Source organism: Streptomyces sp. NPDC046465, assembly GCF_040646035.1.
In the GTDB taxonomy this organism is placed as follows: Bacteria; Actinomycetota; Actinomycetes; order Streptomycetales; family Streptomycetaceae; genus Streptomyces.
Map to the genome: position 1 here is coordinate 1 of NZ_JBEYZK010000032.1, position 22,847 is coordinate 22,847.

19 protein-coding genes are annotated in these 22,847 nt (G+C 71.4%); 5 read left to right on the forward strand and 14 right to left on the reverse strand.

Annotated elements, in window-relative coordinates; all coding sequences use genetic code 11:
- Nucleotides 1-84: 84 nt before the first annotated feature.
- A complete protein-coding gene (locus ABZ953_RS34945; RefSeq protein WP_361732879.1) occupies nt 85-1,269 on the forward strand; it encodes an AMP-binding protein in 1,185 nt (394 codons plus the stop codon).
- Between the two features lie 126 nt (nt 1,270-1,395).
- Here ABZ953_RS34945 and ABZ953_RS34950 read toward each other — a convergent pair whose 3' ends face one another.
- The 4 genes from ABZ953_RS34950 to ABZ953_RS34965 are packed head-to-tail and all read right to left on the reverse strand — an operon-like array spanning nt 1,396 to nt 3,341.
- Entirely contained in the window at nt 1,396-1,941 is a 546-nt protein-coding gene (locus ABZ953_RS34950) for an EF-hand domain-containing protein (protein WP_361732759.1), read from the reverse strand.
- Between the two features lie 36 nt (nt 1,942-1,977).
- Nucleotides 1,978-2,247 carry a DUF397 domain-containing protein gene (locus ABZ953_RS34955; protein ID WP_361732761.1) on the reverse strand — a complete coding sequence of 90 codons (270 nt, stop codon included), beginning with the start codon at nt 2,245-2,247 and terminating at the stop codon, nt 1,978-1,980.
- Nucleotides 2,244-2,480, reverse strand: a complete 237-nt coding sequence (locus ABZ953_RS34960; RefSeq protein WP_361732763.1) for a DUF397 domain-containing protein — start codon at nt 2,478-2,480, stop codon at nt 2,244-2,246. Before ABZ953_RS34960 ends, ABZ953_RS34955 begins: the two co-directional genes overlap by 4 nt.
- A 9-nt stretch (nt 2,481-2,489) precedes the next feature.
- Nucleotides 2,490-3,341: a helix-turn-helix transcriptional regulator gene (locus ABZ953_RS34965; RefSeq protein ID WP_361732765.1), complete on the reverse strand. Its 852-nt coding sequence runs from the start codon at nt 3,339-3,341 to the stop codon at nt 2,490-2,492.
- Between the two features lie 246 nt (nt 3,342-3,587).
- On the opposite strand from ABZ953_RS34965, the gene ABZ953_RS34970 reads away from it, so the two are divergent.
- Together ABZ953_RS34970 and ABZ953_RS34975 are read left to right on the forward strand one after the other, a co-directional pair.
- A complete protein-coding gene (locus tag ABZ953_RS34970) occupies nt 3,588-3,986 on the forward strand; it encodes an ATP-binding protein (RefSeq protein WP_361732766.1) in 399 nt (132 codons plus the stop codon).
- 36 nt (nt 3,987-4,022) lie between these two features.
- Nucleotides 4,023-4,298 (forward strand): hypothetical protein, encoded by a 276-nt coding sequence (locus tag ABZ953_RS34975; protein WP_361732768.1) that lies wholly within the window; start codon nt 4,023-4,025, stop codon nt 4,296-4,298.
- 69 nt (nt 4,299-4,367) lie between these two features.
- On the opposite strand, the gene metG is transcribed toward ABZ953_RS34975, so the two are convergent.
- The 5 genes from metG to ABZ953_RS35000 form a co-directional block, all read right to left on the reverse strand.
- Nucleotides 4,368-5,996 carry a methionine--tRNA ligase gene (gene metG / locus ABZ953_RS34980; protein WP_361732770.1) on the reverse strand — a complete coding sequence of 543 codons (1,629 nt, stop codon included), beginning with the start codon at nt 5,994-5,996 and terminating at the stop codon, nt 4,368-4,370.
- A gap of 77 nt (nt 5,997-6,073) precedes the next feature.
- Entirely contained in the window at nt 6,074-6,574 is a 501-nt protein-coding gene (locus ABZ953_RS34985) for a DUF4913 domain-containing protein (protein WP_361732772.1), read from the reverse strand.
- Nucleotides 6,571-10,968 (reverse strand): tetratricopeptide repeat protein, encoded by a 4,398-nt coding sequence (locus ABZ953_RS34990; RefSeq protein ID WP_361732774.1) that lies wholly within the window; start codon nt 10,966-10,968, stop codon nt 6,571-6,573. The genes ABZ953_RS34985 and ABZ953_RS34990 overlap by 4 nt, the downstream gene beginning before the upstream one ends.
- Nucleotides 10,969-10,974: 6 nt before the next feature.
- On the reverse strand, nt 10,975-11,286 hold the full coding sequence (locus tag ABZ953_RS34995; protein ID WP_361732776.1) for a trypco2 family protein: 312 nt from the start codon (nt 11,284-11,286) through the stop codon (nt 10,975-10,977).
- A gap of 134 nt (nt 11,287-11,420) precedes the next feature.
- A complete protein-coding gene (locus tag ABZ953_RS35000; protein ID WP_361732778.1) occupies nt 11,421-12,782 on the reverse strand; it encodes a VWA domain-containing protein in 1,362 nt (453 codons plus the stop codon).
- A gap of 292 nt (nt 12,783-13,074) precedes the next feature.
- Here ABZ953_RS35000 and ABZ953_RS35005 point away from each other — a divergent pair, with 292 nt between their 5' ends.
- On the forward strand, nt 13,075-15,192 hold the full coding sequence (locus ABZ953_RS35005; RefSeq protein ID WP_361732780.1) for a PhoX family protein: 2,118 nt from the start codon (nt 13,075-13,077) through the stop codon (nt 15,190-15,192).
- 95 nt (nt 15,193-15,287) lie between these two features.
- Here ABZ953_RS35005 and ABZ953_RS35010 read toward each other — a convergent pair whose 3' ends face one another.
- On the reverse strand, nt 15,288-16,283 hold the full coding sequence (locus ABZ953_RS35010; protein ID WP_361732782.1) for a hypothetical protein: 996 nt from the start codon (nt 16,281-16,283) through the stop codon (nt 15,288-15,290).
- A 194-nt stretch (nt 16,284-16,477) separates the two neighbouring features.
- A complete protein-coding gene (locus ABZ953_RS35015) occupies nt 16,478-17,452 on the reverse strand; it encodes a LysR family transcriptional regulator (RefSeq protein ID WP_361732784.1) in 975 nt (324 codons plus the stop codon).
- A gap of 220 nt (nt 17,453-17,672) precedes the next feature.
- On the opposite strand from ABZ953_RS35015, the gene snpA reads away from it, so the two are divergent.
- Nucleotides 17,673-18,344, forward strand: a complete 672-nt coding sequence (gene snpA / locus ABZ953_RS35020; RefSeq protein WP_361732786.1) for a snapalysin — start codon at nt 17,673-17,675, stop codon at nt 18,342-18,344.
- A 308-nt stretch (nt 18,345-18,652) separates the two neighbouring features.
- On the opposite strand, the gene ABZ953_RS35025 is transcribed toward snpA, so the two are convergent.
- From ABZ953_RS35025 to ABZ953_RS35035, 3 genes are all read right to left on the reverse strand, one after another.
- Nucleotides 18,653-20,668 (reverse strand): FUSC family protein, encoded by a 2,016-nt coding sequence (locus ABZ953_RS35025; protein ID WP_361732788.1) that lies wholly within the window; start codon nt 20,666-20,668, stop codon nt 18,653-18,655.
- Between the two features lie 44 nt (nt 20,669-20,712).
- The gene (locus ABZ953_RS35030) at nt 20,713-21,702 is read right to left on the reverse strand and encodes an endonuclease/exonuclease/phosphatase family protein (protein ID WP_361732881.1); all 990 of its coding nucleotides are present in this window, start codon (nt 21,700-21,702) and stop codon (nt 20,713-20,715) included.
- A gap of 178 nt (nt 21,703-21,880) precedes the next feature.
- On the reverse strand, nt 21,881-22,828 hold the full coding sequence (locus ABZ953_RS35035) for a hypothetical protein (protein ID WP_361732790.1): 948 nt from the start codon (nt 22,826-22,828) through the stop codon (nt 21,881-21,883).
- Nucleotides 22,829-22,847: the final 19 nt, after the last annotated feature.

Here is a 22,847-nt window from a genome sequence, read left to right on the forward strand (position 1 = left end):
ACGCCCAGACCAGGTCGGGGTGGCTGGTGGCCGCCGCGATCCCCCTCCCCCTCCCCCTCCCCCTCCCCCTCCCCTTCAGGGCGACTGCCGCGGGTCTCACCGGAGGATCTCGCGGTGGTCCAGTTCACCTCGGGCAGCACCTCCGCCCCCAAGGGAGTGATGCTCTCGCACTCCACCGTCCTGGCCGGGCTGCGGGCCATCGCCACCTCCGCGGAGATGGGCCCTGACGACGTGATGGTGACCTGGGTGCCCCACTTCCACGACATGGGCCTGTTCGGCCCGTTGGCCGTCCTCTTCGCGGGCGGCAGCGTGCACGTGATTTCGCCGCTGGATTTCGTACGGCGGCCCGGCAAGGTCCTGCGGCTGCTCGCCGAGACCGGCGCCACCATGCTGACCGGGCCGGACTTCTCGTACCAGCGGCTCGCGGCCGCGGCCACGCCTGAGCTGACGGCGGAGCTGGACCTGTCGCGGTGGCGGCTCGCCTTCAACGGCGCCGAGCCGGTCCAGGCCGCCACCGTCGACTCCTTCACCACGCGGATGGCGGCTGCGGGCGTCGCCCCGTCGACGATGTACCCGGTGTACGGCATGGCTGAGGCCACCTTGGCCATCACCTTCCCCACCCCGGGCATCGCGCCGCGCCTCGTCCACCTGGACCGCCGGCGCCTGTCCGACGACGGGCTCGCCGTCGAAGTTCCTTCGGACCACCCGCTGGCGAAACCACTGGTCAGCGTCGGCCGACCGGTGCTCGGAATGCGGCTGCGGCTGGTGGACCCCGCCGGTGTGACATGCGGGCCGGGTCAGTTGGGCGAGATCCAGATCTCCGGCCCTGCGGTCACCACCGGCTACTACGGAGCCCCCGCCGCCACCGCCGAAGCTTTCGACGGGCCCTGGCTGCGCACCGGCGACCTCGGGCTCCAACTCGACGGTGACCTGTTCGTCACCGGCCGCCGCAAGGAAATGATCATTGTGAACGGGCAGAACCACTTCCCCGAGGACGCCGAGAGCCTCACCCGTGAACTGCCCGGCGTGCACCGGGGGCGGTGCGTCGCCTACGCGGACACCGCCGGTGAGCGCCTCACCGTCGCGGTGGAGATCGCCCCCGGCAGCGACTCCGACAGAGTGGCCGGGCAGGTACACCGGACGATCTGCGAACACCTGGGCACGGCGTCGGTGCACGTCCACCCCCTGCGCCCCGGCTGGCTGCCCCGTACCACCAGTGGCAAGTGGCAGCGCGGCCTGGTCCGCGAACTCCTGGCGGACAGGCCGTGAAGCACTGAGAGCCTGTGTCATAACCCCGGCCAGGCGGCGACCACCCGGCCGGGGTTATGACACAGGCTCTGAGGCCTGGGTGTGCTGCCTCCTTGAGCGGATGGCAGCACAGCCGGGCCCGGTGGGTCAGATCTTGCCGAACAGGTGGTTGCCCCCGGCGTTCGCGTCCTCGCTCAGGAAGAACTCCTCGATGGCCTTGGCCAGTTCGGCCTCGGTGACGTAGCCATCACCGTCGAGGTCGATGCGCGCCATGGCGGCCTCGTGGTCCGAGTCGCCCATGCCCAGGCCGTTGTGCGCCTTGGCCAGCTCCGCGCCGTCCAGTTTGCCGTCGCCGTTGGTGTCGCACAGGTCGATGATCGCCTTGGCCACCGGCTGGATGTGCTGCCGGTACCCGTCGCCGGTCGCGGCATCGGACCGCAGCCCGGTCACGTACTCCTCGCGGCTGACCGAACCGTCGCCATCGGTGTCGAGGGCCTGCCGCATGCCCTCCCACAGCGCCTGGTAAGCGTCCTTGAGCGCACGGTACTTGGGTGCTTCCGGAGCCTGGGCGAACTCCTGTCCCATGCGGGAGACGATCAGATCAAAGTCCTCCTGGCTGATCTTGCCGTCGCCGTTGGTGTCGATCAGGTCGAAGTGCCGGGTGATCTTGCGGGTCAAGAGGTCAGTGGCCATGAAGCGTTCTCCTTGCTGCGGGGAAGAAGCGAGTCATCACGCAGAGTACATGGATGAACGCGGAGCGGAGTTCGCTGTGGCCGCGCCGTCGGCGCCGGTCGGTGGGGTCCATCCCTCGCCGACGGCCTTGAGGGTGTGTATGAGGTTCGACAGGGTGGCAGATGTGGTGGTGAGTTCGGTGGTGGGTGCGTCGCTTTCGCGGAGATGTATGGCGCTGCCGCTGGTGGCCAGTTCCACGCAAGTGTTGCCGTCGCCTCCACCGGAGAAGGACGACTTCTGCCAGCGGGCGGCCTGGGTCATGCTCATGCCTCACGTTCGCGCAGCCGCGTGGGCCTGGTCCGTGGGGCTCCCCTCTCGCTTACGGCCTTGAGGGTGCGGAGGAGACCGATCAGTGCGGTGGGGGATGTCCGCACTTCCTCGGTGGGGGTGTCGCTCTCGCGGAGGTGGATGTGCGTTCCGGTGCTGGCCAGTTCCACGCAGTCGTTACCCACACCGCCGCCGGAGAAGGACGACTTCTGCCAGTTGGCGAGGGTGGTCATGACGTCACCTCATAGTTCCTTGGACATCCGGTGAATGAAGTCACGCGACTCTGTGGGGTCGAGTGACACTGCCTCCACTTTACGGAAGAGCGTTCGAAAGTGGTCCAGTTGGGCCGGGGCATCGATGAAGCCGGTTCCGTGCGGGGCGTCACGTACGACAGTGTCCAGTCGCGGTACCGGCCCGCCGACGTACACCATCGTGCTGCCGGCACCTGCGAAGCTGTCCAAGCTGAATGGGATGACCCGTACGGTCACGTGTTCTGCCTCGGACAGCTCGAGTACGCGGGCGAGTTGCTTTACCGATGCGGTTCGGTCGCCGACCCTGATGCGCAGCGCAGCCTCGTGGATCACGGCTTCGTACGCGATGGGGTTCGGCCTCTCGATGACTACTCGGCGCCTCATGCGATGGCTCACCATCAGCTGAAGTTCCGTTTCGGGGAGCTCTGGCGTCATGTAGGAGAACAGTTCGCGGGCGTAGGGCTCTGTCTGAAGGAGTCCCGGAATGTGGATCACCGCTGCGTCGCGCCGGAACGTCGCGTGGTGATCGAGTTCGGATAGATCCAGGAAGGGCGAAGGCAGTACGCCTCGGTACTCCTCCCACCACCCGCGTGTGCGATCGGTGGACATCGCCACCAACGCGTTGATCAGCCCATCGTCCCGGCAGGCGCAATGTGCCGCCAACCTGCGCAGTCGGTCCTCGCTGATGCCGGAGCTGCCTGCCTCGATCTGGCTCATGTGGGCCGAGCTGGAGCCGATCAGTCCCGCGACTTCCTTGGCCGACATGCCTGCGGCTTCGCGCAGTCGGCGCAGTTCCGTGCCCAGGCGTACCTGGCGGGCGGTGGGCTCGTGCCGCATCGTCATTCGGCCTGATCTCCTCAACAACTTTGATGCCAGGTGTGGTTGAGCCACCCCTTTCGGGTGTCAGATTACGCGACCGTCTTGCAGGGGTAGTAATTTCTACCCTACTGTCAGTGACGCGTCGCACACGCTGCGAGAATCGGGGCCCCGGAAGCGCATCACCCCGTCACGCCATGACGAGGGTGCCACTGCCACCGCCCAGACCCCGCCGCGCCCGGTAACTCCCCTTCCGCCTAAAGGAGTTCTCGCATGCCTGCAAGTGAACCCTGGGAGTACACCCTGTACATCCCCCACGACCTCCGCGCCGTCACGATCTGCCGCCGCGCCCTCCGCCTCATCCTCACGCTGCACTGTCTTCCGCAACTCGGCGACATGGCCGAGCTGTTGGCCACGGAGCTGGTCTCCAACGCCGTACGTCACACCAAGGGCCCCGCCGCCCTCCGCGTCCGGTACGCCGACGGGGTCCTCCGGGTCGGGGCGTGGGACGCCGACCCCACGCCACCGGCCCCGCCCCCATGCCCCGCCGACGAGAGCGCCGAGCAGGGCCGGGGCCTCGATCTCGTGCGGGCCTGCGCGGACGGGTGGGGGTGGCATCCCGAGACCACCGACGCCGGTAAGTACGTCTGGTGCGAACTCGGCGCCGCGTAGCTCGTTGATCAGCTGAAGGAGATCTGGGAGGAACTGATGACGGCGACCAAGTACTTCTTCGACCACCCGTTCGCGGAGAAGGAGCGGGAAGAGGGCCGGGTCGAGGGGCGAGAAGAGGGGCGAGAAGAGGGGCGGGCCGAGGAACGGGCCGAAGCGGTCCTGAACATTCTGTCCTGGCGGGGCATCGACGTGCCTCCTGCCGTCCGTGCGCGGGTCACCGCGTGCACCGACCTGGAGCAGCTCAAGGTCTGGTCGGAGCGGGCGGTCCACGCCGCAGGGGCGGACGATCTGTTCGACGGTGGCGGAGCCTGACGTACCGGGCCGGTCCCGGTGCCCGACCCCCTGAAAACAGGGGGCGGGACCGGGACCGCTGCGCGAGCGCTACGCCGCCGGCTTCTCCTCCAGGCGGGGGAAGAGCACCGCGCCCTTCGTCACCGTCGTGCCGACGGGGAGCGTGCCCCAGGTGGCCGCGGTGTGGAGCCGCTGGTCGGCGAGCGCGCCCAGGGACGCTTCCGCGCCGAGGGATTCCCAGAGCTTCTGAGAGGTCTCCGGCATGATCGGGTTCAGGAGGACCGCTACGGCGCGCAGCGACTCCGCGGCGGTGTAGAGGATCGTCGCGAGGCGGGCCTTGCCCGACTCCGAGTCGTCCTTCGCCACCTTCCACGGCTCCTGCTCCGTGATGTAGCCGTTGACCTGCTTCACGAAGTCGAAGATCGCCAGGATGCCGCCCTGGAAGTCCAGCTCCTCGCCGATCTTCCGGTCGGCCTCCGTGACGGCCTTGGCGAGGCCGTCCTTGACCGCCTGCTCGGCGTCGCCGGACGCCGTGGCCGCGGGCAGTTCGCCGCCGAAGTACTTGCCGACCATCGCGGCCAGGCGCGAGGCGAGGTTGCCGTAGTCGTTGGCGAGCTCGGAGGTGTAGCGCGCGGAGAAGTCCTCCCAGGAGAACGAGCCGTCGCTGCCGAACGCGATCGCCCGCAGGAAGTACCAGCGGTACGCGTCCACGCCGAAGTGGGAGGTCAGGTCCTGCGGCTTGATGCCCGTCAGGTTCGACTTCGACATCTTCTCGCCGCCGACCATCAGCCAGCCGTTCGCGGCCACGCGACCCGGCACCGGCAGGCCCTGCGCGAGCAGCATCGCGGGCCAGATCACCGCGTGGAAGCGGAGGATGTCCTTGCCGACGAGGTGCACGTTCGCGGGGAAGGTCGAGTCGAACTTCTCCTGGTTCGCGCCGTAGCCGACGGCCGTCGCGTAGTTCAGGAGCGCGTCGACCCACACGTAGATGACGTGCTTGTCGTCCCAGGGGACGGGGACGCCCCAGTCGAAGGTGGACCGCGAGATCGACAGGTCCTGCAGGCCCTGCTTGACGAAGTTCACGACCTCGTTGCGGGCCGACTCCGGCTGGATGAAGCCCGGGTTCGCCTCGTACAGGGCGAGGAGCTTGTCGCCGTACTCGCTCAGCTTGAAGAAGTAGTTCTCCTCCTGGAGGAGTTCCACCGGCTTCTTGTGGATCGGGCAGAGCTTCTGTCCGGAGAACTCGCCCTCGCCGTCGATCAGGTCGCCGGGGAGCTTGTACTCCTCGCAGCCCACGCAGTACGGGCCCTCGTATCCGCCCTTGTAGATCTCGCCCTTCTCGTAGAGATCCTGGACGAACTCCTGCACGCGGTCCGTGTGACGCTTCTCCGTGGTGCGGATGAAGTCGTCGTTCGCGATGTTCAGGTGCTCCCAGAGGGGCTTCCAGGCCTCGGTGACGAGCTTGTCGCACCACTCCTGGGGGGTGACGTCGTTCGCCTCGGCCGTGCGCATGATCTTCTGACCGTGCTCGTCCGTGCCGGTGAGGTACCACACCTTCTCGCCGCGCTGACGGTGCCAGCGCGTGAGCACGTCCCCTGCAACGGTCGTGTAGGCGTGGCCCAGGTGAGGAGCGTCGTTTACGTAGTAGATGGGGGTCGAGACGTAGAACGCCTTCGCGTTCTCGTCCGCTCCCTGCTTCTCGGATCCAGTGGCCGCCATGGTCGAAATCCTAACGGCCTGATGGAGATCGACTCACATCGGTTTACGGGGGTGCGGGGAGCGGTCCCGGGGGCGTCTCACGAGGTGGGCAGGTTCAGCGGGGTGTCGGGGAAGGGGTCGTCGTCGCGGAGCACGAAGGCCGGGTGGTCGAACGTGCCGGGAGGCGCCGGGTACACCGGGAGGGGGTGGGTGTTCTGGTGGCCGAGGTCCGATCCGCAGGCGTGGAAGGGGCCGTAGGGGCTGAGGAGGACGGCCAGGTGGGGGTCGGCGTGGTGCAGCCACCAGTTGGTCATGCCGAGCGCCGAGTCGCGGCTGAGGTACTCGAAGGCCCGCCAGAGGGCGGTGAGACGGGCGATGGCCTCGGCATGGGCCCACCAGGACGGGCACCAGACGTGGCTTCCGTCGTCGGTGCGGCGCTGGACGAGGTGGACGACGTACTCGGTCACGAAGGCCTCGACGGAGGGGAAGACGAGCGTGGCCCGTCTCTCGTCGTCCTTGATGGTCTGCTCGTCCGTGAGGTCCTGCTCGTCCGTGAGGTCCTGCTCGTCCGTCGCGGTTCGGTGGCCTTCCGAGGTCATACGGTGTCTCCCGTCGTCGATGGATGGTTCCGCGAGGCATGGTCCCGCCGCGGTGGTGGTGCCAGGCGGTTGCGTACGTCCGCCGCCTCCGCGCTGCGGCCCAGCGCGTCGAGCACGTCCGCGAGGCAGCGCGCGGAATCCCGCAGCTCCCACGCGTGGCCGTCGGGGTCGGCGGTCCACTTCCCGCGCACGACGGCCAGGGCCTCCCGGGCCGGGGCGAGCGCCGCGCGGGCGGCCCGCATGCTCCCGGTGCGGCGGGCGCACTCCAGGAGGGTCTCCGCCTGGCGCAGCAGCGTGGCGGTGATGTTGTCCGCAGGCTCCGCGGCGACCGCCTCACGGCGCGCCACCGCGACCCCCTCGGCCGCCAGCCGTTCGGCGTCCGCGTAACGGCCCGTATGGGAGTACGCGCGGGCGAGCTGCACGATCTCCGGTCCGAGCGGCGGCGCCGCGGCCGGGGTCGTCTCCTGCTCGTGGCGGACGAGGGGGACGACCCGCTCGGCGGTGCGCGCGGCCCCGGCGTACTCGTGGAGCTGGAACTGGGCCCCGCGCAGCCGCACCAGGTAGGCGCGCAGGCTCGCTACGGGAGCCTTTGGCCCGGCCTCCCGCGCGAGCGTCTCCTCCAGTGCGACCGCCTCTTCGAGGAGGGCCATGCCCCGGCGCCGGTACGTGGTGTCCTGGTAGGCCTCGCCCAGGTCCGCGAGGCAGGAGGCGAGGGCGGAGCGCCTGCCGGGTTCCTGGGCCGCGCGGCGGCGCAGCATGGGCAGGGCCGCGCGCAGGAGGACGCGCCGCGGCTCCGTGTGGCCTGCCTGCCGGTAGCAGCGGGCGAGGCCGTCGACGGAGACCCACAGGTCGTCGTCGTACGTCTCGGGGTCGGGCGAACCGGCCGCGGCCGTGCGGTACAGCGTCATGCTCTCCCGCAGCGCCGCCGTCGCGGCCGTCAGCGCGTCCTGCGCGTTCTGCGCGTTCTGCGCGTTCTGCGCGTTCTGCGCGGTGTCCGCGGTGTCCGCGGTGTCCGCGGTGTCCGCGGTGTCCGCGGTGGGGAAGGTGAGGGAGTGGAGTTCGTGGCACCGGCCGAGCAGCTCCAGGTCCCCGGCGAGCTCGGCATACGTCTCAGGCCCGGGTTCCGCTTCGAGCACCGTCCGCTGGGTCGCCACGGCCTCCTGGAGCGCCACGAGGGCTTCGGGAAGCGCGTCGTCGTTCATCAGCAGGCGGCCCAGCGAGTACGACGACGCCCTGACCGCCCGTGCGTGGCGGATCTCGGGCGAGCGGGAAAGGAGGCCCTTGCGGATGGCGGCGGCCTCCCGCAGGTGGCCGAGCGCCGCGGCCCGGTCGCCCTCGTCGTCCTCCATGAGCCCCAGATTGTGCAGGGCCTGGGCCAGCAGGCGCGCGTACATCTCGGGGTGGTCCGCCGCGCACGGGCGGTAGATCTCCACCGAACGGCGGCACAGGGCGACCGCCTCGGCCGTGCGGTCCGTGCTGTCGTAGTTGAGGGCCTGGGAGTGGAGGGCGGCGGCGTAGGCGGGCGCGTGGGCGTCGGGGTTGACGGCCATCTGCTCGCCGAGGAGGCGCAGGGATTCGTCGGTGATGCGGATGGCGTCGGGGAACCGTTTGGCGTGCCAGTGGTTGATGCTCTGGCTGTCCAGGATGTGGGCGAGCAGTCCCAGGTGGCGGCCCGGCTCGGAGGCTTCGAGGAGGCGGCCGATCGCGGCGGCCTCCTCGTCGAGACGGGCGGACTCCGCACGGTCGCCCGCGTACCACTGGATGTAGGAGGCGGTGCGCAGGCAGCGCACCAGCTGGAGGCGGTGCTGTTCCGGATCCTCGTGGTGGAGGCGGCGCTGGATGAGCAGGGCCCGGTCGATGCGGTGACGAGCCACGGTCATCTCCACCTGGGAGAGGGCCCGCGCGGACCGCTCGTAGCTCGCCGCGAGATCGGACTCGTACGTCTCCGCGTCCTGGCGCGCCAGGCTCCTGCGCAGGTTCAGTGCGGTCTCGGAGGCCTGCACGGCGCCCGCCCAGTGCGACGTGACCCGCAGATGGTGGGCGAGGTTGTGGAGATCACCGGCGCGCTCGGCATCGGTGGGCCCCCGCGCTCCGTGCGGGCCGTCCGCCGCTACGGGGCGTGCGTGCCGCTCCACGAGAGCCTCGGCCACCCGCAGGGCGAGCCGGGTCAGGACGTGCGAGTCGCTGGGCAGCGCCTCCGAGCAGGCGCGGAGCGCCGCGAGACCCACCGGTGCCGTGGCGATGTGGTCGAGGACGTCGTCCAGCAGGGCGAGGACGGCGCGGGCCGCGCCGGGGCGGGACTCGTTGGTGTGGGCGACGACCGCGCGGGTCAGCACGGTGAAGGCGTTGGTCCACTGCTCGTCGGAGGCGCCGTCGAGCAGCGCGGGCAGCAGTCCCGGGTCCTCGACGACCTCCGCGGACGCCTGGAACTCCGCCACCCGGTCGGGGTGCAGCGTGCCCCAGTGGCGGTCCCGTGCCGCCGGATAGAGCGTGCCGAGCCAGCGGTCGAGCTTGTCGACGGGGACCGGGCCCGGGTGGGGCAGCCGGGCGAGCGTCGCGCGGCCCTCCGCGCGGTCGACGGCCCCGCACAGGGTGGCGGCGGCGACCGCGCGGCGCAGCAGCCGGGCGTCGTCCACGTCGTGGTCGGCGTCGAAGCCGAGGGCGGCGGCGGTGCTCGACCAGTAGGACGCCTCGTGGTCGAGGAGGGCGGGCTCCACGGAGCTGCGGCTCGTGGTGCGCACGGGGTCGCCCGCCGCGTGGCCGAGCAGCGCTTCGAGGGCCCGCATCTGTAAGGAGAGCGGGGTCTCGCGGCCGTCGTTGAGGGGCGGGGTGGGGATGCGCGCGGCCAGTTCGGACCAGTTCACGTCACCGTGGCGGTGCGCGCCGGACGGCACCTGGCCAAGGACCTGCGCCAGGTCGGTCAGGGCGAAACGGAACGCCTTGGCGGCCGGGCCCGGCGCCGTGTAGAGGGGGCGAAGGACGAACTCCGGCGTGCTGTCCCGCATGCCGTACGCCAGAGCGGAACGGCCGAGCGCGGTGTCCACCCACGCGCCGACGGACCGGGCGAGCAGCAGGACGCGGAACCGGTCGCGGGCGCTGTCGGCGAGGCCGATCAGATGGCGGACGAGGTCGGGCCGGGTCTCGGCGTAGTCGACGATGATCAGCGTCGGGTGTACGACGCCGTGCAGCGGCCGCAGGACGTCGGCCGTGTCGGCCGCGGTGACGCCCCCGCCGCCCCGCACCGTCTCGTGCCGCAGCCGGCCCGCCACCCAGCCCTCGCCCCGCAGCCCGGCGGCCAGTTCGCGCGCGATACGGGACTTCCCCTGGCCGCCAGGGCCCACCAGCGTGGCCACCTGGTGCACGGAGTCGTCCGCCACGCACCAGCGCCGCAGCTCCCCCAACTCCTCCTCGCGCCCCCTGAACGCGACCGCCTCCACATCCGCGCGCAGCACCGTCAGCGGTGACTTCAGGTCGCGCTGGGCGGCTACGGGGGCGAGCAGGCCCGCGAGTTCCGCGGCCTCCGGTTCGGGTGGCAGGCCCGCGTTGTGTTCGCGGACGACGGCCCGGAACGTGGGGTCGGCGAGCAGGTCCTCGGTCCGGGTCACCGCGAGCCGTACGCCGGTCGCGGCGCCCCGGTCCGCGCGGACGACGCCCAGGAGCAGTTCGCCGGGGGAGAGTTCGCCGGGGGTGCGGGTGGGCTCCGCGGTGAAGACCGCGGCGCCCGACAGACCGGCCCAGGGCGAGTCCGCGTCGCGGGCGGCGCCGAACGGGCCGGTGGCGCCGGTCAGTTCGTACCGCCGGGCCGGGAAGCCGCTGAGCGGGTTGATGCGGGCGGAGAGCTGTTCGAGACGGGCGCCACCCCGTGCGTCGCCCCATGCGCCACCCCGTGCGCCGCCCCATGCGTCGCGCTGCACGCGGGCGAAGCCGTGGCAGCAGACGGGCTGGCCCATGGTGTCGGTGACCAGGCGGCCCCAGCGCTGCGGGCGGCGCCCTGCCCGGCCGAGGAAGGAAGCGGGTGGCTGCCAGGCCGGGTCGGTGATCTCCAGGAGGGCGGCGTCGGGGCCGCCGTCGAGCGGGCCGTTGGTGGGGGCGGTGGCGTGGGCGGTGGTGTGGGCGGTGGTCCAGCGCAGCGTTGTGGCGTACGGGGTCGGGGAGGCGTGCGGGGCACCGGCTGTGGCTACGTAGGGGGTGGCCGCACCGGTCGCACCGGCTGTGCCCTCTGGGACGAGGTGGGCGGCTGTGAGGACGAGGCGGGGGGCTATGAGGTAGCCGGTGCCTGAGGGGCCGGGGCGGGCGGGGGCGCCGGGGCTGAGGGGGCTGCGGGGGCTGCGGGGGCTGCCGAGGGTGGGCGTGGGCTCTCGCGGGACGATCCGTACGACGCGGTCGACGTCCACTCCCGGCTACTCCTCCCAGTCGCCGATGGCGACGTCCCCGGCGTTACGGCCGCGCGGTTTCAGGGTGAGGCTGACGCGCTGGGTGGTCCTGCGGGCACGCTCCCCGCGGCCTTCCGCCTGGACGACGGCGAAACGCAGGCCGCCGCCTGCGGAGCGGGTGCGGTGGAGCTCCAGCTCGAAGTCGACGGTGATCTCGCCGACGTCGAAGCGGATGTCCGCGGTGCGGGCGCGGCGCTGGGACTCGGCGACCTGGGTGCGGAGCAGGTCAAGGGCGGCGGCGAGGTCGAGCCAGTCCTCGGTATCCGATTCGTCCGTCATGGCGTTCCGTTCCCCCTGGTCGGCCTGTGTTGGAAGGTGTCAACACCATAGGTAGGGGGCGGTGGTTGGTGCTATGGGGATGCGGAAGCGGGCCGTGGAAATGTTCCACGGCCCGCTGTGCTCGGTCTCTGGGGTTACGGGCGCCAGTTCGCCAGGAGGCCCTCGTAGAGCTCCTTGTCCGTGAGCTCGCGGGGGGCCGGGCCCGCGTGGAAGAAGGCCGCGTTGTCCGCCTTCAGCTTGCGGAGGTAGTCGAAGGCCTTGTTCTCGTGCTCGCCGAACGCGATGAACTGGAAGAAGAGCGGGTGCGCGGCGGCTTCCGTCAGGGCCTGGGTCGCCGGGCCCTTCGCGTCGGGGGCGCCGTCCGTCTGGAAGATCACGAGGGCGGGCTCGCCCACGTGGTCCGACTTCTCGTAGTGCGCCACGACCTCTTCGATCGCGCGGTGGTAACTGGTGCGGCCCAGGCGGCCCGCCGCCGCGTGCAGCTCGTCGATGCGGCCCTCGTACTCGGGGAGCGTGAGCGTGCCGGTGCCGTCGATGTCCGTCGAGAAGAAGACGACGTGGACGGTGGCCTCGGGGTCCGTGTGCGCGGCGAGTGCGAGGACCTGCTCGCCGAGGCTCTGGGCGGAGCCGTCCTTGTAGTACGGGCGCATGGAGCCGGAGCGGTCGAGGACGAGGTAGACGGGGGCTCGGGTGCCGGTGAGGTCGTTCTTCTTCAAGGCGGTGGCGGCGGCCTTGTAGGCGTTTGCCAGCCCCGGGGCTTTGGACCGTACGCGGGTGCCGGGGACGGCGGGCCTCGCGGGGGCGGGGGCGGGGGCGGTGGGGGTGGTGGGGGTCTCCGTCTCCGCGACGTCAGCCTTCGGCTCGGGCTCGGCCTCCGGGCTGGGCTCAGCCTCCGGCTCGGGCTCGGGCTCGGCCTCCGGGGTCAGCTGAGCCTTCGGCTCGGGCTCGACCTCCGGGGTCAGCTCAGCCTTCGGCTCGGACTCAGGGACGCCGTCTTCATCGCTGCCCGGCACCGGGGGCTGTGCCCACCCGTCCCGCCCTGCGGGACGTTTGCCCACAGCGGTAGCGGCTTCGGCCTCGGCGTCGGCGGGAGCGGGAGCAGTCTGCTCGGCCTTCGGCTCGGCAGTGTCAGCGCTGGCGTCAGCCTTCGGCTCGGGCTCGGCCTCTAGGGTCTGCTCGGCCTTCGGCTCGGGCTCGGTCTCTGGGGTTTGCTCAGCCTTCGGCTCTGCGGATTGCGGCGGCACCGTGACGTTGTCGAAGGCCGCTGCCACCAAGTCGTCCACCGCTGAGGGCGACGGCTCCTGGCTGGGGGAGGGGACCGAGGCCTTGCGGGGCGGGTCCGGGATCGGCTCGGAGGAGGGGGACGGCAGTGTCACCGTCTCCGGCGGCGTCGCCTTCTGCTCCGGCGCAGTCGCACGCTCAGGCTCCCGAGCCTCCGGAACGCTCTCCTTGCGTGATCGTCCGAACGCGTTCCGCAGGCGGTTCAGAATGCCCATGTGCGCAACCCTTCGCGTGAGTTGATTCCCGATAATCCCTGGCCAGGGCGGACACGTAAGGTTAGCCGCCGCCGTACGTGATCTTGGGCAGGGTCGCCCTCCGTCACCCGCCCGCACCACCTGCCGGTCCCGGCCCACGTCCCGGCCCCGCGCCGCGGCCCCGCAACTCCCTCCCCGGCGCCACGGATTCACCGCCCGTTCACCCGCAGGCCGCCGCCCTGCCGGAACCCGCGCCTAGCCTCACGGCGGAATCAAGCCATGTCCACGAGCACGCCACAACGACGGAGGACCCGTGCGCACACTGCTGCCGATCATCACCTCGCATCAGGGGAGCGGCGGCCGTTCCGCCCTGACCTGCCGCTTCCGCTGTGGGGACGCGTGCTTCGGCGAGGTGCCCAACACCAGCGACAACGCGTACGTCGGCGACGTCATAGCCGGTGCCCTCAGCCGCCGTTCGATGCTGCGCGCCGCCGCAGTCGTCACGGTCGCCACCGCCGCGGGCGGTGCCGTCATGGCAGGTCCGGGCGCCCCGGAGGCTGTCGCCGCCGCACCCACGGACCGTACGGGTGGCCGCCCGGATGGCCGTCCGGGTGGCCGTCCGAGCAAGGGAGCGCGCGGGCTGAGGTTCGCGCCCGTCGCGCCCAACACCGCCGACGCCGTCACGGTCCCCGCCGGGTACGAGCAGAACGTCGTCATCCGCTGGGGCGAGCCCATCCTGCGCGGCGCGCCCGCCTTCGACGCGGCGAAGCAGAGCGCCGAGGCGCAGGCCGGGCAGTTCGGCTACAACAACGACTTCCTGAGCCTGCTGCCGCTCCGCCGTGAGCACGGCCGCCAGGTCCTCGTCGCCAACCACGAGTACACGGACGAGATCCTGATGTTCAAGGGGTACGACCCCGAGAACCCGACCCGCGAGCAGGTCGAGATCGCCTGGGCGGCCCACGGCCTCTCCGTCGTCGTGGTCGAGGGCGAGAGGCGGAGCGGCAAGCTCCGCGCCGTCTCCCGGCACCAGCTCAACCGGCGCCTCACCGCCACCAGCCGCCTCCGCCTCTCCGGGCCGGTGGCGGGCAGCCCCCTCGTCCGTACGAAGGCGGACCCGCGCGGCACCACCGTTCTCGGCACCCTCAACAACTGCTCGGGCGGCACCACCCCGTGGGGCACCACGCTGCACGGCGAGGAGAACTTCAACCAGTACTTCGGCAACGCGGAGAAGGTGACGGACCCGACGACCGCCGCCCGCCTCAAGCGCTACGGCGTGACCGGCGCCGCCTCCGAGCGCAAGTGGGAGCGGTTCGACCGGCGCTTCGACCTCGCCCAGGAGCCCAACGAGGCCAACCGGTTCGGCTGGGTCGTCGAACTCGACCCGTACGACCCGGAGTCCACCCCGCGCAAGCGCACCGCGCTCGGCCGCTTCAAGCACGAGGCGGCACAGCCGCGCCTCACGCACGACGGCCGTCCGGTGGTCTACATGGGCGACGACGAGAAGTTCGACTACTTCTACAAGTTCGTCAGCAGCAAGCGGGTCGCCAAGGGGACGTCGAGGGCCGCGCACGAGCACAACCTGAGCCTGCTCGACGAGGGGACCCTGTACGTCGCCAGGCTGAGCGGTGACTCCCCGGCCGACGAGATCGACGGCAAGGGAACGCTGCCGGAGGACGGCGAGTTCGACGGGAGCGGGCAGTGGATCCCGCTCGCCACCGCCGGGCCCGGCGGGAAAGCCGTCTCGCACGTCGAGGGCATGACGGCCGAAGAGGTGTACGTCTTCACGCGCCTCGCCGGTGACAAGGTCGGGGCGACCAAGATGGACCGGCCCGAGGACATCGAGCCGTCGCCGCACACCGGCAAGGTGTATGTCGCGCTGACGAACAACTCCGACCGAGGCAAGGCGGGCAAGGCCGGTGCCGACGAGGCGAACCCGCGCAACCTCAACAAGCACGGGCAGATCCTGGAGCTGACCGAGCGCCGCAACCGGGCCGAGGCGACCACCTTCGCCTGGTCGCTGTTCCTGGTCGCCGGTGACCCGAACGACCCCTCGACGTACTTCGCGGGCTTCCCCAAGGAGCGGGTCTCGCCGATCTCCTGCCCGGACAACGTCGCCTTCGATCCGCACGGGAACCTGTGGATATCCACCGACGGCAACCAACTCGGCTCGCACGACGGCCTGTTCGGCGTCGCCACGCGCGGAGACCGGCGCGGTGAGCTCAAGCAGTTCCTGACCATGCCGACGGGGGCGGAGACCTGCGGGCCGCTCGTACAGGACCGGCGGGTGCTCGTCTCCGTGCAGCACCCGGGCGAGGTCGACGGGGCGTCCGTGGAGAAGCCCGCGAGCGCCTGGCCGGACGGGCCCGGCAAGATCGTCCGGCCGTCGGTCGTCTCGGTGTGGCGCGAGGACGGCCGCGACATAGGCGTCTGAGCAGCGTACGTACGTGAGTAGGTACGTCCGTATATGAAGGGGCGCTCCGCTGTCCGCGGGGCGCCCCTTCACGTACTGCCGTCAGCCGTCAGCCGTCAGCCGTTCTGCTTGCGGCGGTACAGCGCGAAGCCAAGACCGGCCGCGCCGACGGCTGCCATGCCGCCGCCCGCGGCGATCAGCGGGGCGTCGTCGGAAGCGGGCTTGACGCCGTCGGCGCCGGCCTTGACGCCACCCCTCGGGACGGTCCGGTCCGAGCCGCGGTGCGTGTCGTGCGCGGGCTGGGGCTTCGGCTTCGGCTTCGGCTGCGGCTTCGGCTTCGGCGGGGTGGGCTTGGTTTGCATGGTGACGGCGCCGCTGGGCGTGAGGGTGAAGGTGTTGCCGTCGATCTTCGTGGTGGCGGACTTCTCGTATGCGGTGAGGGAGCCCTTGGCTTTGCCGTTCAGTGAGATGGCGGCCTTGGCGGTGCGGGCAGAGGCGTTGACGTCGACCTTGGCGGACCAGCCGTGGCCGAGGTTGGTGGTGCCCTTGGACTCCCAGCCACCGGGGACGGGCTTGTCCTTGTCCTTGTCCCTGTCCTTCTCCACGATCTTGGCAGTGACTGTGCCGTCGGGGGAGAGGGTGAAGGTGCTGCCGTCGATGCTGGTGGTGGCGGACTTCTCGTATGCGGTGAGGGAGCCCTTGGCCGCGCCGTCCTTGGTGATCGTCGCCTTGGCGGTACGGGCGGAGGCGTTGACGTCGACCTTGGCGGACCAGCCGTGGCCGAGGTTGGTGGTGCCCTTGGACTCCCAGCCACCGGGGACGGGCTTGTCCTTGTCCGCGTCGTTGTCCGCGTCCTTGTCTGTGTCCTTGGCCTTGGCCTTGTCCGTGGACTTGTCCTGACCGGTGTCGTCCTTCTTCCCGGTCTCGTCCGTGGACTTGTCCTGGCCCTGGTCCTGGTCCTGGTCCTTGCCCGGCTGGTCGTCCTGCGCGACCTGGCCCTGCGGCGTCGACGGCGCGTCCGCGGCGAACGCGGCCGTGGTCGGGACGGCCAGCGCGGCGATGGCTCCGGTGGCGATGGCGGCGGTACGGAAGGTACGGCGAGTGGCGCGCATGATGTGGCTTCTCTCGTGGCTACAGAGCTACAGATCGAGCTGTCCGTTTTTGTGCCCCTTTGCGGTGGCGACAGACATGAAGTTACGGGTGCGATGTGTGTGTCATCCGTCGGAAAGGTAACAAGTGGCCTCATGGCGGGACCCAGTACCGTAAAACAAGTAAAAGCGCAGGTCAGACGGGGTGCGGCCGAAGGTCACCGGCTGGCCGGGACCAACGTCCCGCCCGCGCTTCCCCGGGTGTCGCCCGCCCGCAGCAGCCACTCCGTGTAAGCGGTCGCCTGGCGCGCGGCCTCCCAGTACGCGGCCTCCAGCTCGCCGTAGACCGCGTCGAGCTCCTCCTCCGTGCGGGCCACCAGGATGAGGCGCACGCCGAGGGGGTCGCCGTGCAGGGGGCGTACGGCCATGTCGGTCCTGCCGCGCGAGGTCGGCTGGCAGAGCGCCACGACCTCGCCGGTGGCGACGAGGGACGCCGCGGTCAGGTAATCGCCGTGCAGGACGCGGGGGTTGAGACCGGCCGAGGTCAGGACGCGGCGCAGGCCGTCCCACTCGCCGTCGACCGTGGGGTCCACCATCCAGCGGTCGTCCGCCAGGTCGGAGAGGCGTACGACGGGCCGGTGCGCCGCGGGATGGTCCGCGGCGAGGGAGACGAACTGCGGCTCCCGGTCGAGCAGGACCCGTCTTCGCAGGGCCTCGGGCACGCGCAGCGGGCAACCCTCCACCTCGTGCACGAAGGCGATGTCGAGCTGGCCGGTCTCCACCATGCGAAGCAGCGCGTTCGCGGACACGTCCATCTGGAGCGACATCTCGGTCCCGGGCAGGCGCGACCGCAGCCTGCGCAGCCAGCCCGGTATGGCGCGGCTCGCGGTGGAGCCGATGCGCAACTGCGGTCCCTCGGCGGCGCGGGCGGCGGCCGCCTTGGTCTCCGCGACCAGCGCCCGCATCTCCGTGACGAGGGGGCGGGCGCGGCTGAGCACGACCCGGCCGAGCTGGGTGGGGCGGCAGCCGGTGCGCTCACGGGAGAAGAGCTGGCCGCCGAGCGCGTGCTCGATGCGGCGCAGCTGGGTCGTCAACGACGGCTGGCTCATGCCGAGCTGGCGCGCCGCCTTGTGCAGACTGCCGGTGTCGGCGATGGCGCACAGCGCGCGGAGGTGTCTGACCTCGAGCTCCATGGCCGTGAGCGTAGAGGCGGTACGGCCGTCGCACCAGACGCTCAAACCCCATGAGAACCGGCCGTTCTGGGCAGGCCGGGACCGGGTGATAGCCCCGTGCTATCGCGAGTTGCCATCATTCCCACGCGCCCCACGCTCCCCGACACTCACCGGTACCGAACCGTTCACCTTTCATCGATCGCCCCCACGCGGTCGTGGAACGAGTAGGAGCCCCCCACACATGAACAAGCGTTACCTGTCTGTCGCCGCCGTCCTCGGCCTCGCCGTCACCGGCCTCGGCGCGACCTCCGCCTCCGCGTCGACCGCCACGCACGACATGGCGTCGACCACGGCTGCCACGTCCTCGTACTCCCAGTACCAGGGCTCGGCCGCGGAGGCCAAGAACAACAAGGCGTTCTTCGAGGCCGTCGTGAAGGCGGTCGCCGAGAAGCGTGCGGCACACCCCGGCGCGAAGTCCGTGACCGTCGTCTACGACGCGTCCGGAGCCCCCACCTTCGCCCAGCAGATAGCCAGCTCCGCGTCCATCTGGAACGGCGCGGTCTCCAACGTCAAGCTCCAGGCGGGGACGTCGGGTGCGAGCTTCGAGTACCGCGAGGGCAATGACGCGCGCGGCTCGTACGCCAGCTCTGACGGGCACGGCAATGGTTATGTCTTCCTGGACTACGCGCAGAACAAGGAGTACGACTCGACTCGGGTCACGACGCATGAGACCGGGCATGTGCTCGGGCTTCCCGACACGTATGACGGGCCGTGCAGCCAGCTGATGTCCGGTGGCGGTCCCGGCCCCTCCTGCACCAACTCCCAGCCGGATTCGGCTGAGCGGGCGCAGGTCGAGCAGCTGTGGGCCAATGGGCTCGCCAAGGCGCTGCACAAGGTGGACGCGGGGCGCTAGCGCTGGCGCTAGCGCGTGCTGTGACGGGATTTACGGGTGCGGGGGCCTGCGGGCCGGCTGTGGCTGGTCGCGCAGTTCCCCGCGCCCCCTTTTTGCGCAGTTCCCCGCGCCCCTGAAGGATTGCGCAGTTCCCCGCGCCCCTAAAGATTGCGCGGTTCCTCGCACCCCTGAAGGATTGCGCCGTTCCCCGCGCCCCTGAAAGATTGCGCCGTTCCTCGCGCCCCTGAAAGATTGCGCAGTTCCCCGCGCCCCTGGAGGGCTGCGCCGTTCCTCGCGGCCCTGGAGGGCTGCGGTGTTTCCCGTGGTTTTTAGGGGGGCTCCGTGGGCGTGGATGTCAGGGATCTTGCCGCGTTGATTTCCTGGCGTAGGGGTTCCAGGACGCTGGTCTTGTTGTCGGTCCTGAAGTTTGTGTGGCCCTTTTCCAGGTGGACTGACGTGCGCAGGCGGGTCGCCAAGGCGTGGAGTTCGTACGCGACTTCGGCCACCTCCTCCCCCGCGGGAGCATCCGCGCCGTGCCGGATGCGGACTCTGGCCGCGGTCGTGGCGTCCAGGATGCGTTCCACGGCTACGACCAGGGGCCACCAGGCCGCCGCGCGCGTGCCGGTGGGCGGGGGCTCGGTCAGGGCGCGTTGGAACTCGGAGCGGATGACGGACAGGTCGCGGTAGAGGCCGCGGCGCATGCGGGCGCGGGCGGCGGGATCGCCGTCGGTGCCGAACGCGCACTCCACGTACCGCGCCGTGTCCGCGACCGCGTCGGCGAGGCGGTCGCCGATCCGCGTGCCCCAGCTCTCCGGCCAGAGCAGATAGCCCGCGACGAGCGCGATGCCGCAGCCGATGAGGCTGTCGACGAGACGCGGCACGACGAGGCCGAGGCCCTGGTGGTTGAGGATGTCGGAGAGCAGCAGGATGACGGGGGTGATGGCTGCGGTCTGGTAGCCGTAGCCGCGGGTGGTGAGGGCCGGGATGAGCGGGGCGAGCAGCATCATCACGGGGACGTCCCACCAGCCGTGCGGGACTTCGGCGAGGACCGCGGCGGCCACGACAAGACCCGCCGCGGTGCCGAGCGCGCGCAGGACCGCGCGGGAGAAGACCGAGCCGAAGTCGGGCTTGAGGACGAAGGTGACGGTGAGCGCCACCCAGTACGACCTGGGGACGTCGATGAGCGAGACCAGGGCCTGGGCGATGCCGATGCAGAGGGCGAGGCGCAGGCCGTAGCGCCAGGAGGTGCTGGAGAGGACGACGTTGCGGGCGGCGCGCCGGGCGCGGACGCGGAGGGCGGCGGGGCGGCCGAGGCGGTCCTCGGTCTCGATGACGCCGAGCGGGTCGGGGTCCGCCAGGGTCTCCGCGGCGTGCAGTACGGCGTGGTCGAGGGCGCGGGTGGCGTGGTCCTGGGGTTCGGGGATACGGGCGGCGGCGCGCACGGGCCCCCCGGCCGCGCCGCCGCCGGTATCCCCGAACCCCAGCTCGACCGCCTCGGCCAGCGCGCGGATCGCGTCCGGCACCTCAGCCGGTAGCCGTACGCAGGCGTGCCGGGCGGCCTGGTCGGCGGCGGGGGCCGCTTCGATGACCGGGGTGAGGGCGTTCAACTGGGCGACAAGGCGCACCAGTTCGGGGTTGCGGCCGTGGTCGCGGGTGCGCCGGGCGAGGACGAGGTCGTAGCTCTGGTTCAGGGCGGCCGTCACGGCGGTACGCGCCTCGCCGTACGCGTCCGTGCCCGCCGCGTCGAGCAGCGCGGCCACCGAGCGGTAGGAGGCGGCGACCGCGGCGCGCTCGGGGACGCCGGAGCGCAGCGGCCAGGCGAGCAGGGCGAGGGTGAGGACGAGGAGTCCGCCGCCGGTCATGAGGAGCGGGGCGAGCCACCACTGCCCCGGCATGGGCAGCCCCGCGCCGACCACGGAGTTGAGCAGGAGCAGGAGGCCCGACACGGAGGCGACGGCGCCGATCGTCGACATCATCCCGGAGACGAGCGCGACGAAGGTGACCGCGCCGACCGCGACCCAGCCGTGCCCGAAGACGAGCGAGCCGAGGGTGACGCCGAGGGCGCCGAAGAGCTGGGGCACGGCGATGTTGAAGATCCGCATCCGGTAGGCGTCGGCGGTGTCGCCGATGACTCCGGAGAGGGCGCCCATGGAGGCGAGCGCTCCGTAGGAGGGCTGTCCGGCGAGGATGCCGAGGGCGAGGGGGAGCGCCATCGCCACGGAGGCACGGGCCACGGCCGCCCAGGGGATGGGCGCGGACTGCGGTTTGAGGGACCTGACCAGCCAGTCGGGTGGGGTGAGCGGGCTCAGTGAGACCTGACGGGGCGGGCGGGGCTCTCGGGGCATGCGTCCATTATCGGCGCTTTACGTGACGTGCCCTGGCCGGAGGATCAACGCTCTGTTTCGGCTTCGGCTTCGGCTTCGGTTTCGGCTTCGGTTTCGGCTTTGTGGAGGATCAGAGTGACGGCGAGGGCCCGGTGGTCGGTGTTGCCGATGTCCAGGAAGCGGGCGTCACGGGCCGCGAAGTCCGGCGTGGCGAGGACATGGTCGATCTGCGCACCGAGCGGCGCGGGCGCGGCGGCGGGCCAGCTCGGGGCGCGCGGGGTCCCGGCGATCCTGGCGGCGTCGCGCAGCCCCGTGTCCAGGATCGAACGGAAGGCGGCGTGGTCCTGGGTGGCGTTGAAGTCCCCGGCGACGATGGTGGGCTCCCCGTCCCCGGCGGCGGCGTAGTCCCGCAGGTCCCGCATCTCGGAGCGCCACAGGCCGACCCCGCGGGGCACCGGCGGCATGGGGTGCGCCAGCTGGACGCGGACCGAGTGACCCCGTACGTCGGCGACGGCGCCCGGCATGCCGAGCGTGCCCTCGACGCCGGGCGCGCTCTTCAGCGGCACCTTGGCGAGGATGACCGAGCCCTCGGCACCGGTCGCCTCGACGGCCTCGCGGTAGGGGTAGTCGGCGTGCGGCAGCTCCTTGCGCAGGAGGGCGGAGCAGCCGAGGTCGCACTCCTCGACGAACAGGAGGTCGGGCCGCTCCTTGCGGACGGCCTTGAGCAGCCCCTCCGTACCCCCGCCGAATTCGACGTTCGACGTCAGGACGCGCAGCTCGGCCACGGCGGGCCCGTCCGGTGCGTCGGTGTTCCCGTAGGGGTCCGTGTACCAGGCGAGGAGACCGAGCACGACGACGCTCCACAGCATCCCGGTCCGCCACCGGCCGAGCACGGCGAGCAGCAGGGCGGCACCGGCGGGCGCGAGCAGCCAGGGCAGGAAGGCGAGCACCTGCGGGACGGGCGTGAACCCGTCGGAGTCAGCGATCCGGAACCCGAGAACGGCACTGACCCCGGCAAGGAGCAGCCCGGCGCCCCACGCGGCGACCCGGCGCACCCGCCGCCGCCCGCCCCTGCTCCCGCCCCGGCCCGCCTCATTCCCGCCGTCTCCGTCGTCCCCGTCGTCTGCGTGCTCGGCGTCACGGATGACGGTCGTGGTGTTCAAGGGACCGGCCTTTCGTCGTCGGGTCGTGCTGCGCGCGTCGCGTCCTCGTTCTTGCTGCGCGCATCCTCCCTCAGACAGGACGGGTGCCGGTGGGGTCCGGTTCACGGCCGCGCGGAAGACTGCGGCGCAGCCGGGGGAAGAGCCAGGTGACGAGGGCGATGACGAGGGTCGCCGCGACGATGATCCAGGCGGTGACCCGCAGGGTCTGGGTGAGGGCGTCGTAGACCGCGCCCGCCGCGTTCCGCGAGAGGTCGGACGGCAGGTCGTCGAGGGTGGCGGCGCGGCCGATCGCCACGGCGGCGAGCAGGGCGGCGGCCCCCAGCGCCATCCCGAGCGCGGTCGCGAGGAGTGCCCGGCGGCGGCGGGCGGCGAGCAGGACACCGGCGACGGCGAGTACGGCCGCCGCCACCGCGGGCCAGACACCGGCCACCTGCAGCGCGTGGAAGCTCCGCCACAGCCAGCCCAGGTCCTCCGACCGCAGGACCGTGACCTCGGTGTGCTTCACCGGGATCTTCGACGCGAACGGCACGCCGTCGTCCTGTAGTTGCTGCTTGATCTGCTGGGTGATGGGGGCGAGGTCGATGGTGACCTCGCCGTTGTCGTCGTGGTTCAGCTCGGACTGCACCGCGTCGTGCGCCGCGCGGTTCGCCGCGTTCCAGGCCGTCTTGAACGCCGCCGTCTCGGTGAACGACCGCACCGCGTCGCGTACGAACGACTCGACCGTGCCCTGCAGCGGGCCCACGTCGATCTCCTTCATCACCGAGCCGGTGACCTCGTCCGCCACCGCCGTGCGCACCGCGGGGTCGGAGGCCAGCGGCGCCATCGTGGCGACGTAGCTGTCCCGGTCGCCGATCTCGAACTTCGCCCACGCGGAGAGCGCGCTGACCGGGACGAGGAGGCAGGCGAGGACGAGGAGCACGGCGGAGAGCACTGCGGACAGTGCGGCGGGGAGCGCGGCGGGGAGCGGGGTTCGGGGGCGGGAGGACGTACGAGGGACACGGCGGACGCTGTTCGGCACGAGATCAAGGCAAGGCCCC

What these genes read in the sequence shown, in the direction of transcription:
- ABZ953_RS34950 (WP_361732759.1), bottom strand. Translation starts at nt 1,941, where the DNA reads ATGGCCACTGACCTCTTGACCCGCAAGATCACCCGGCACTTCGACCTG.
- ABZ953_RS34955 (WP_361732761.1), bottom strand. Translation starts at nt 2,247, where the DNA reads ATGAGCATGACCCAGGCCGCCCGCTGGCAGAAGTCGTCCTTCTCCGGT.
- ABZ953_RS34960 (WP_361732763.1), bottom strand. Translation starts at nt 2,480, where the DNA reads ATGACCACCCTCGCCAACTGGCAGAAGTCGTCCTTCTCCGGCGGCGGT.
- ABZ953_RS34965 (WP_361732765.1), bottom strand. Translation starts at nt 3,341, where the DNA reads ATGACGATGCGGCACGAGCCCACCGCCCGCCAGGTACGCCTGGGCACG.
- ABZ953_RS34970 (WP_361732766.1), top strand. Translation starts at nt 3,588, where the DNA reads ATGCCTGCAAGTGAACCCTGGGAGTACACCCTGTACATCCCCCACGAC.
- ABZ953_RS34975 (WP_361732768.1), top strand. Translation starts at nt 4,023, where the DNA reads ATGACGGCGACCAAGTACTTCTTCGACCACCCGTTCGCGGAGAAGGAG.
- metG (WP_361732770.1), bottom strand. Translation starts at nt 5,996, where the DNA reads ATGGCGGCCACTGGATCCGAGAAGCAGGGAGCGGACGAGAACGCGAAG.
- ABZ953_RS34985 (WP_361732772.1), bottom strand. Translation starts at nt 6,574, where the DNA reads ATGACCTCGGAAGGCCACCGAACCGCGACGGACGAGCAGGACCTCACG.
- ABZ953_RS34995 (WP_361732776.1), bottom strand. Translation starts at nt 11,286, where the DNA reads ATGACGGACGAATCGGATACCGAGGACTGGCTCGACCTCGCCGCCGCC.
- ABZ953_RS35000 (WP_361732778.1), bottom strand. Translation starts at nt 12,782, where the DNA reads ATGGGCATTCTGAACCGCCTGCGGAACGCGTTCGGACGATCACGCAAG.
- ABZ953_RS35010 (WP_361732782.1), bottom strand. Translation starts at nt 16,283, where the DNA reads ATGCGCGCCACTCGCCGTACCTTCCGTACCGCCGCCATCGCCACCGGA.
- ABZ953_RS35015 (WP_361732784.1), bottom strand. Translation starts at nt 17,452, where the DNA reads ATGGAGCTCGAGGTCAGACACCTCCGCGCGCTGTGCGCCATCGCCGAC.
- snpA (WP_361732786.1), top strand. Translation starts at nt 17,673, where the DNA reads ATGAACAAGCGTTACCTGTCTGTCGCCGCCGTCCTCGGCCTCGCCGTC.
- ABZ953_RS35025 (WP_361732788.1), bottom strand. Translation starts at nt 20,668, where the DNA reads ATGCCCCGAGAGCCCCGCCCGCCCCGTCAGGTCTCACTGAGCCCGCTC.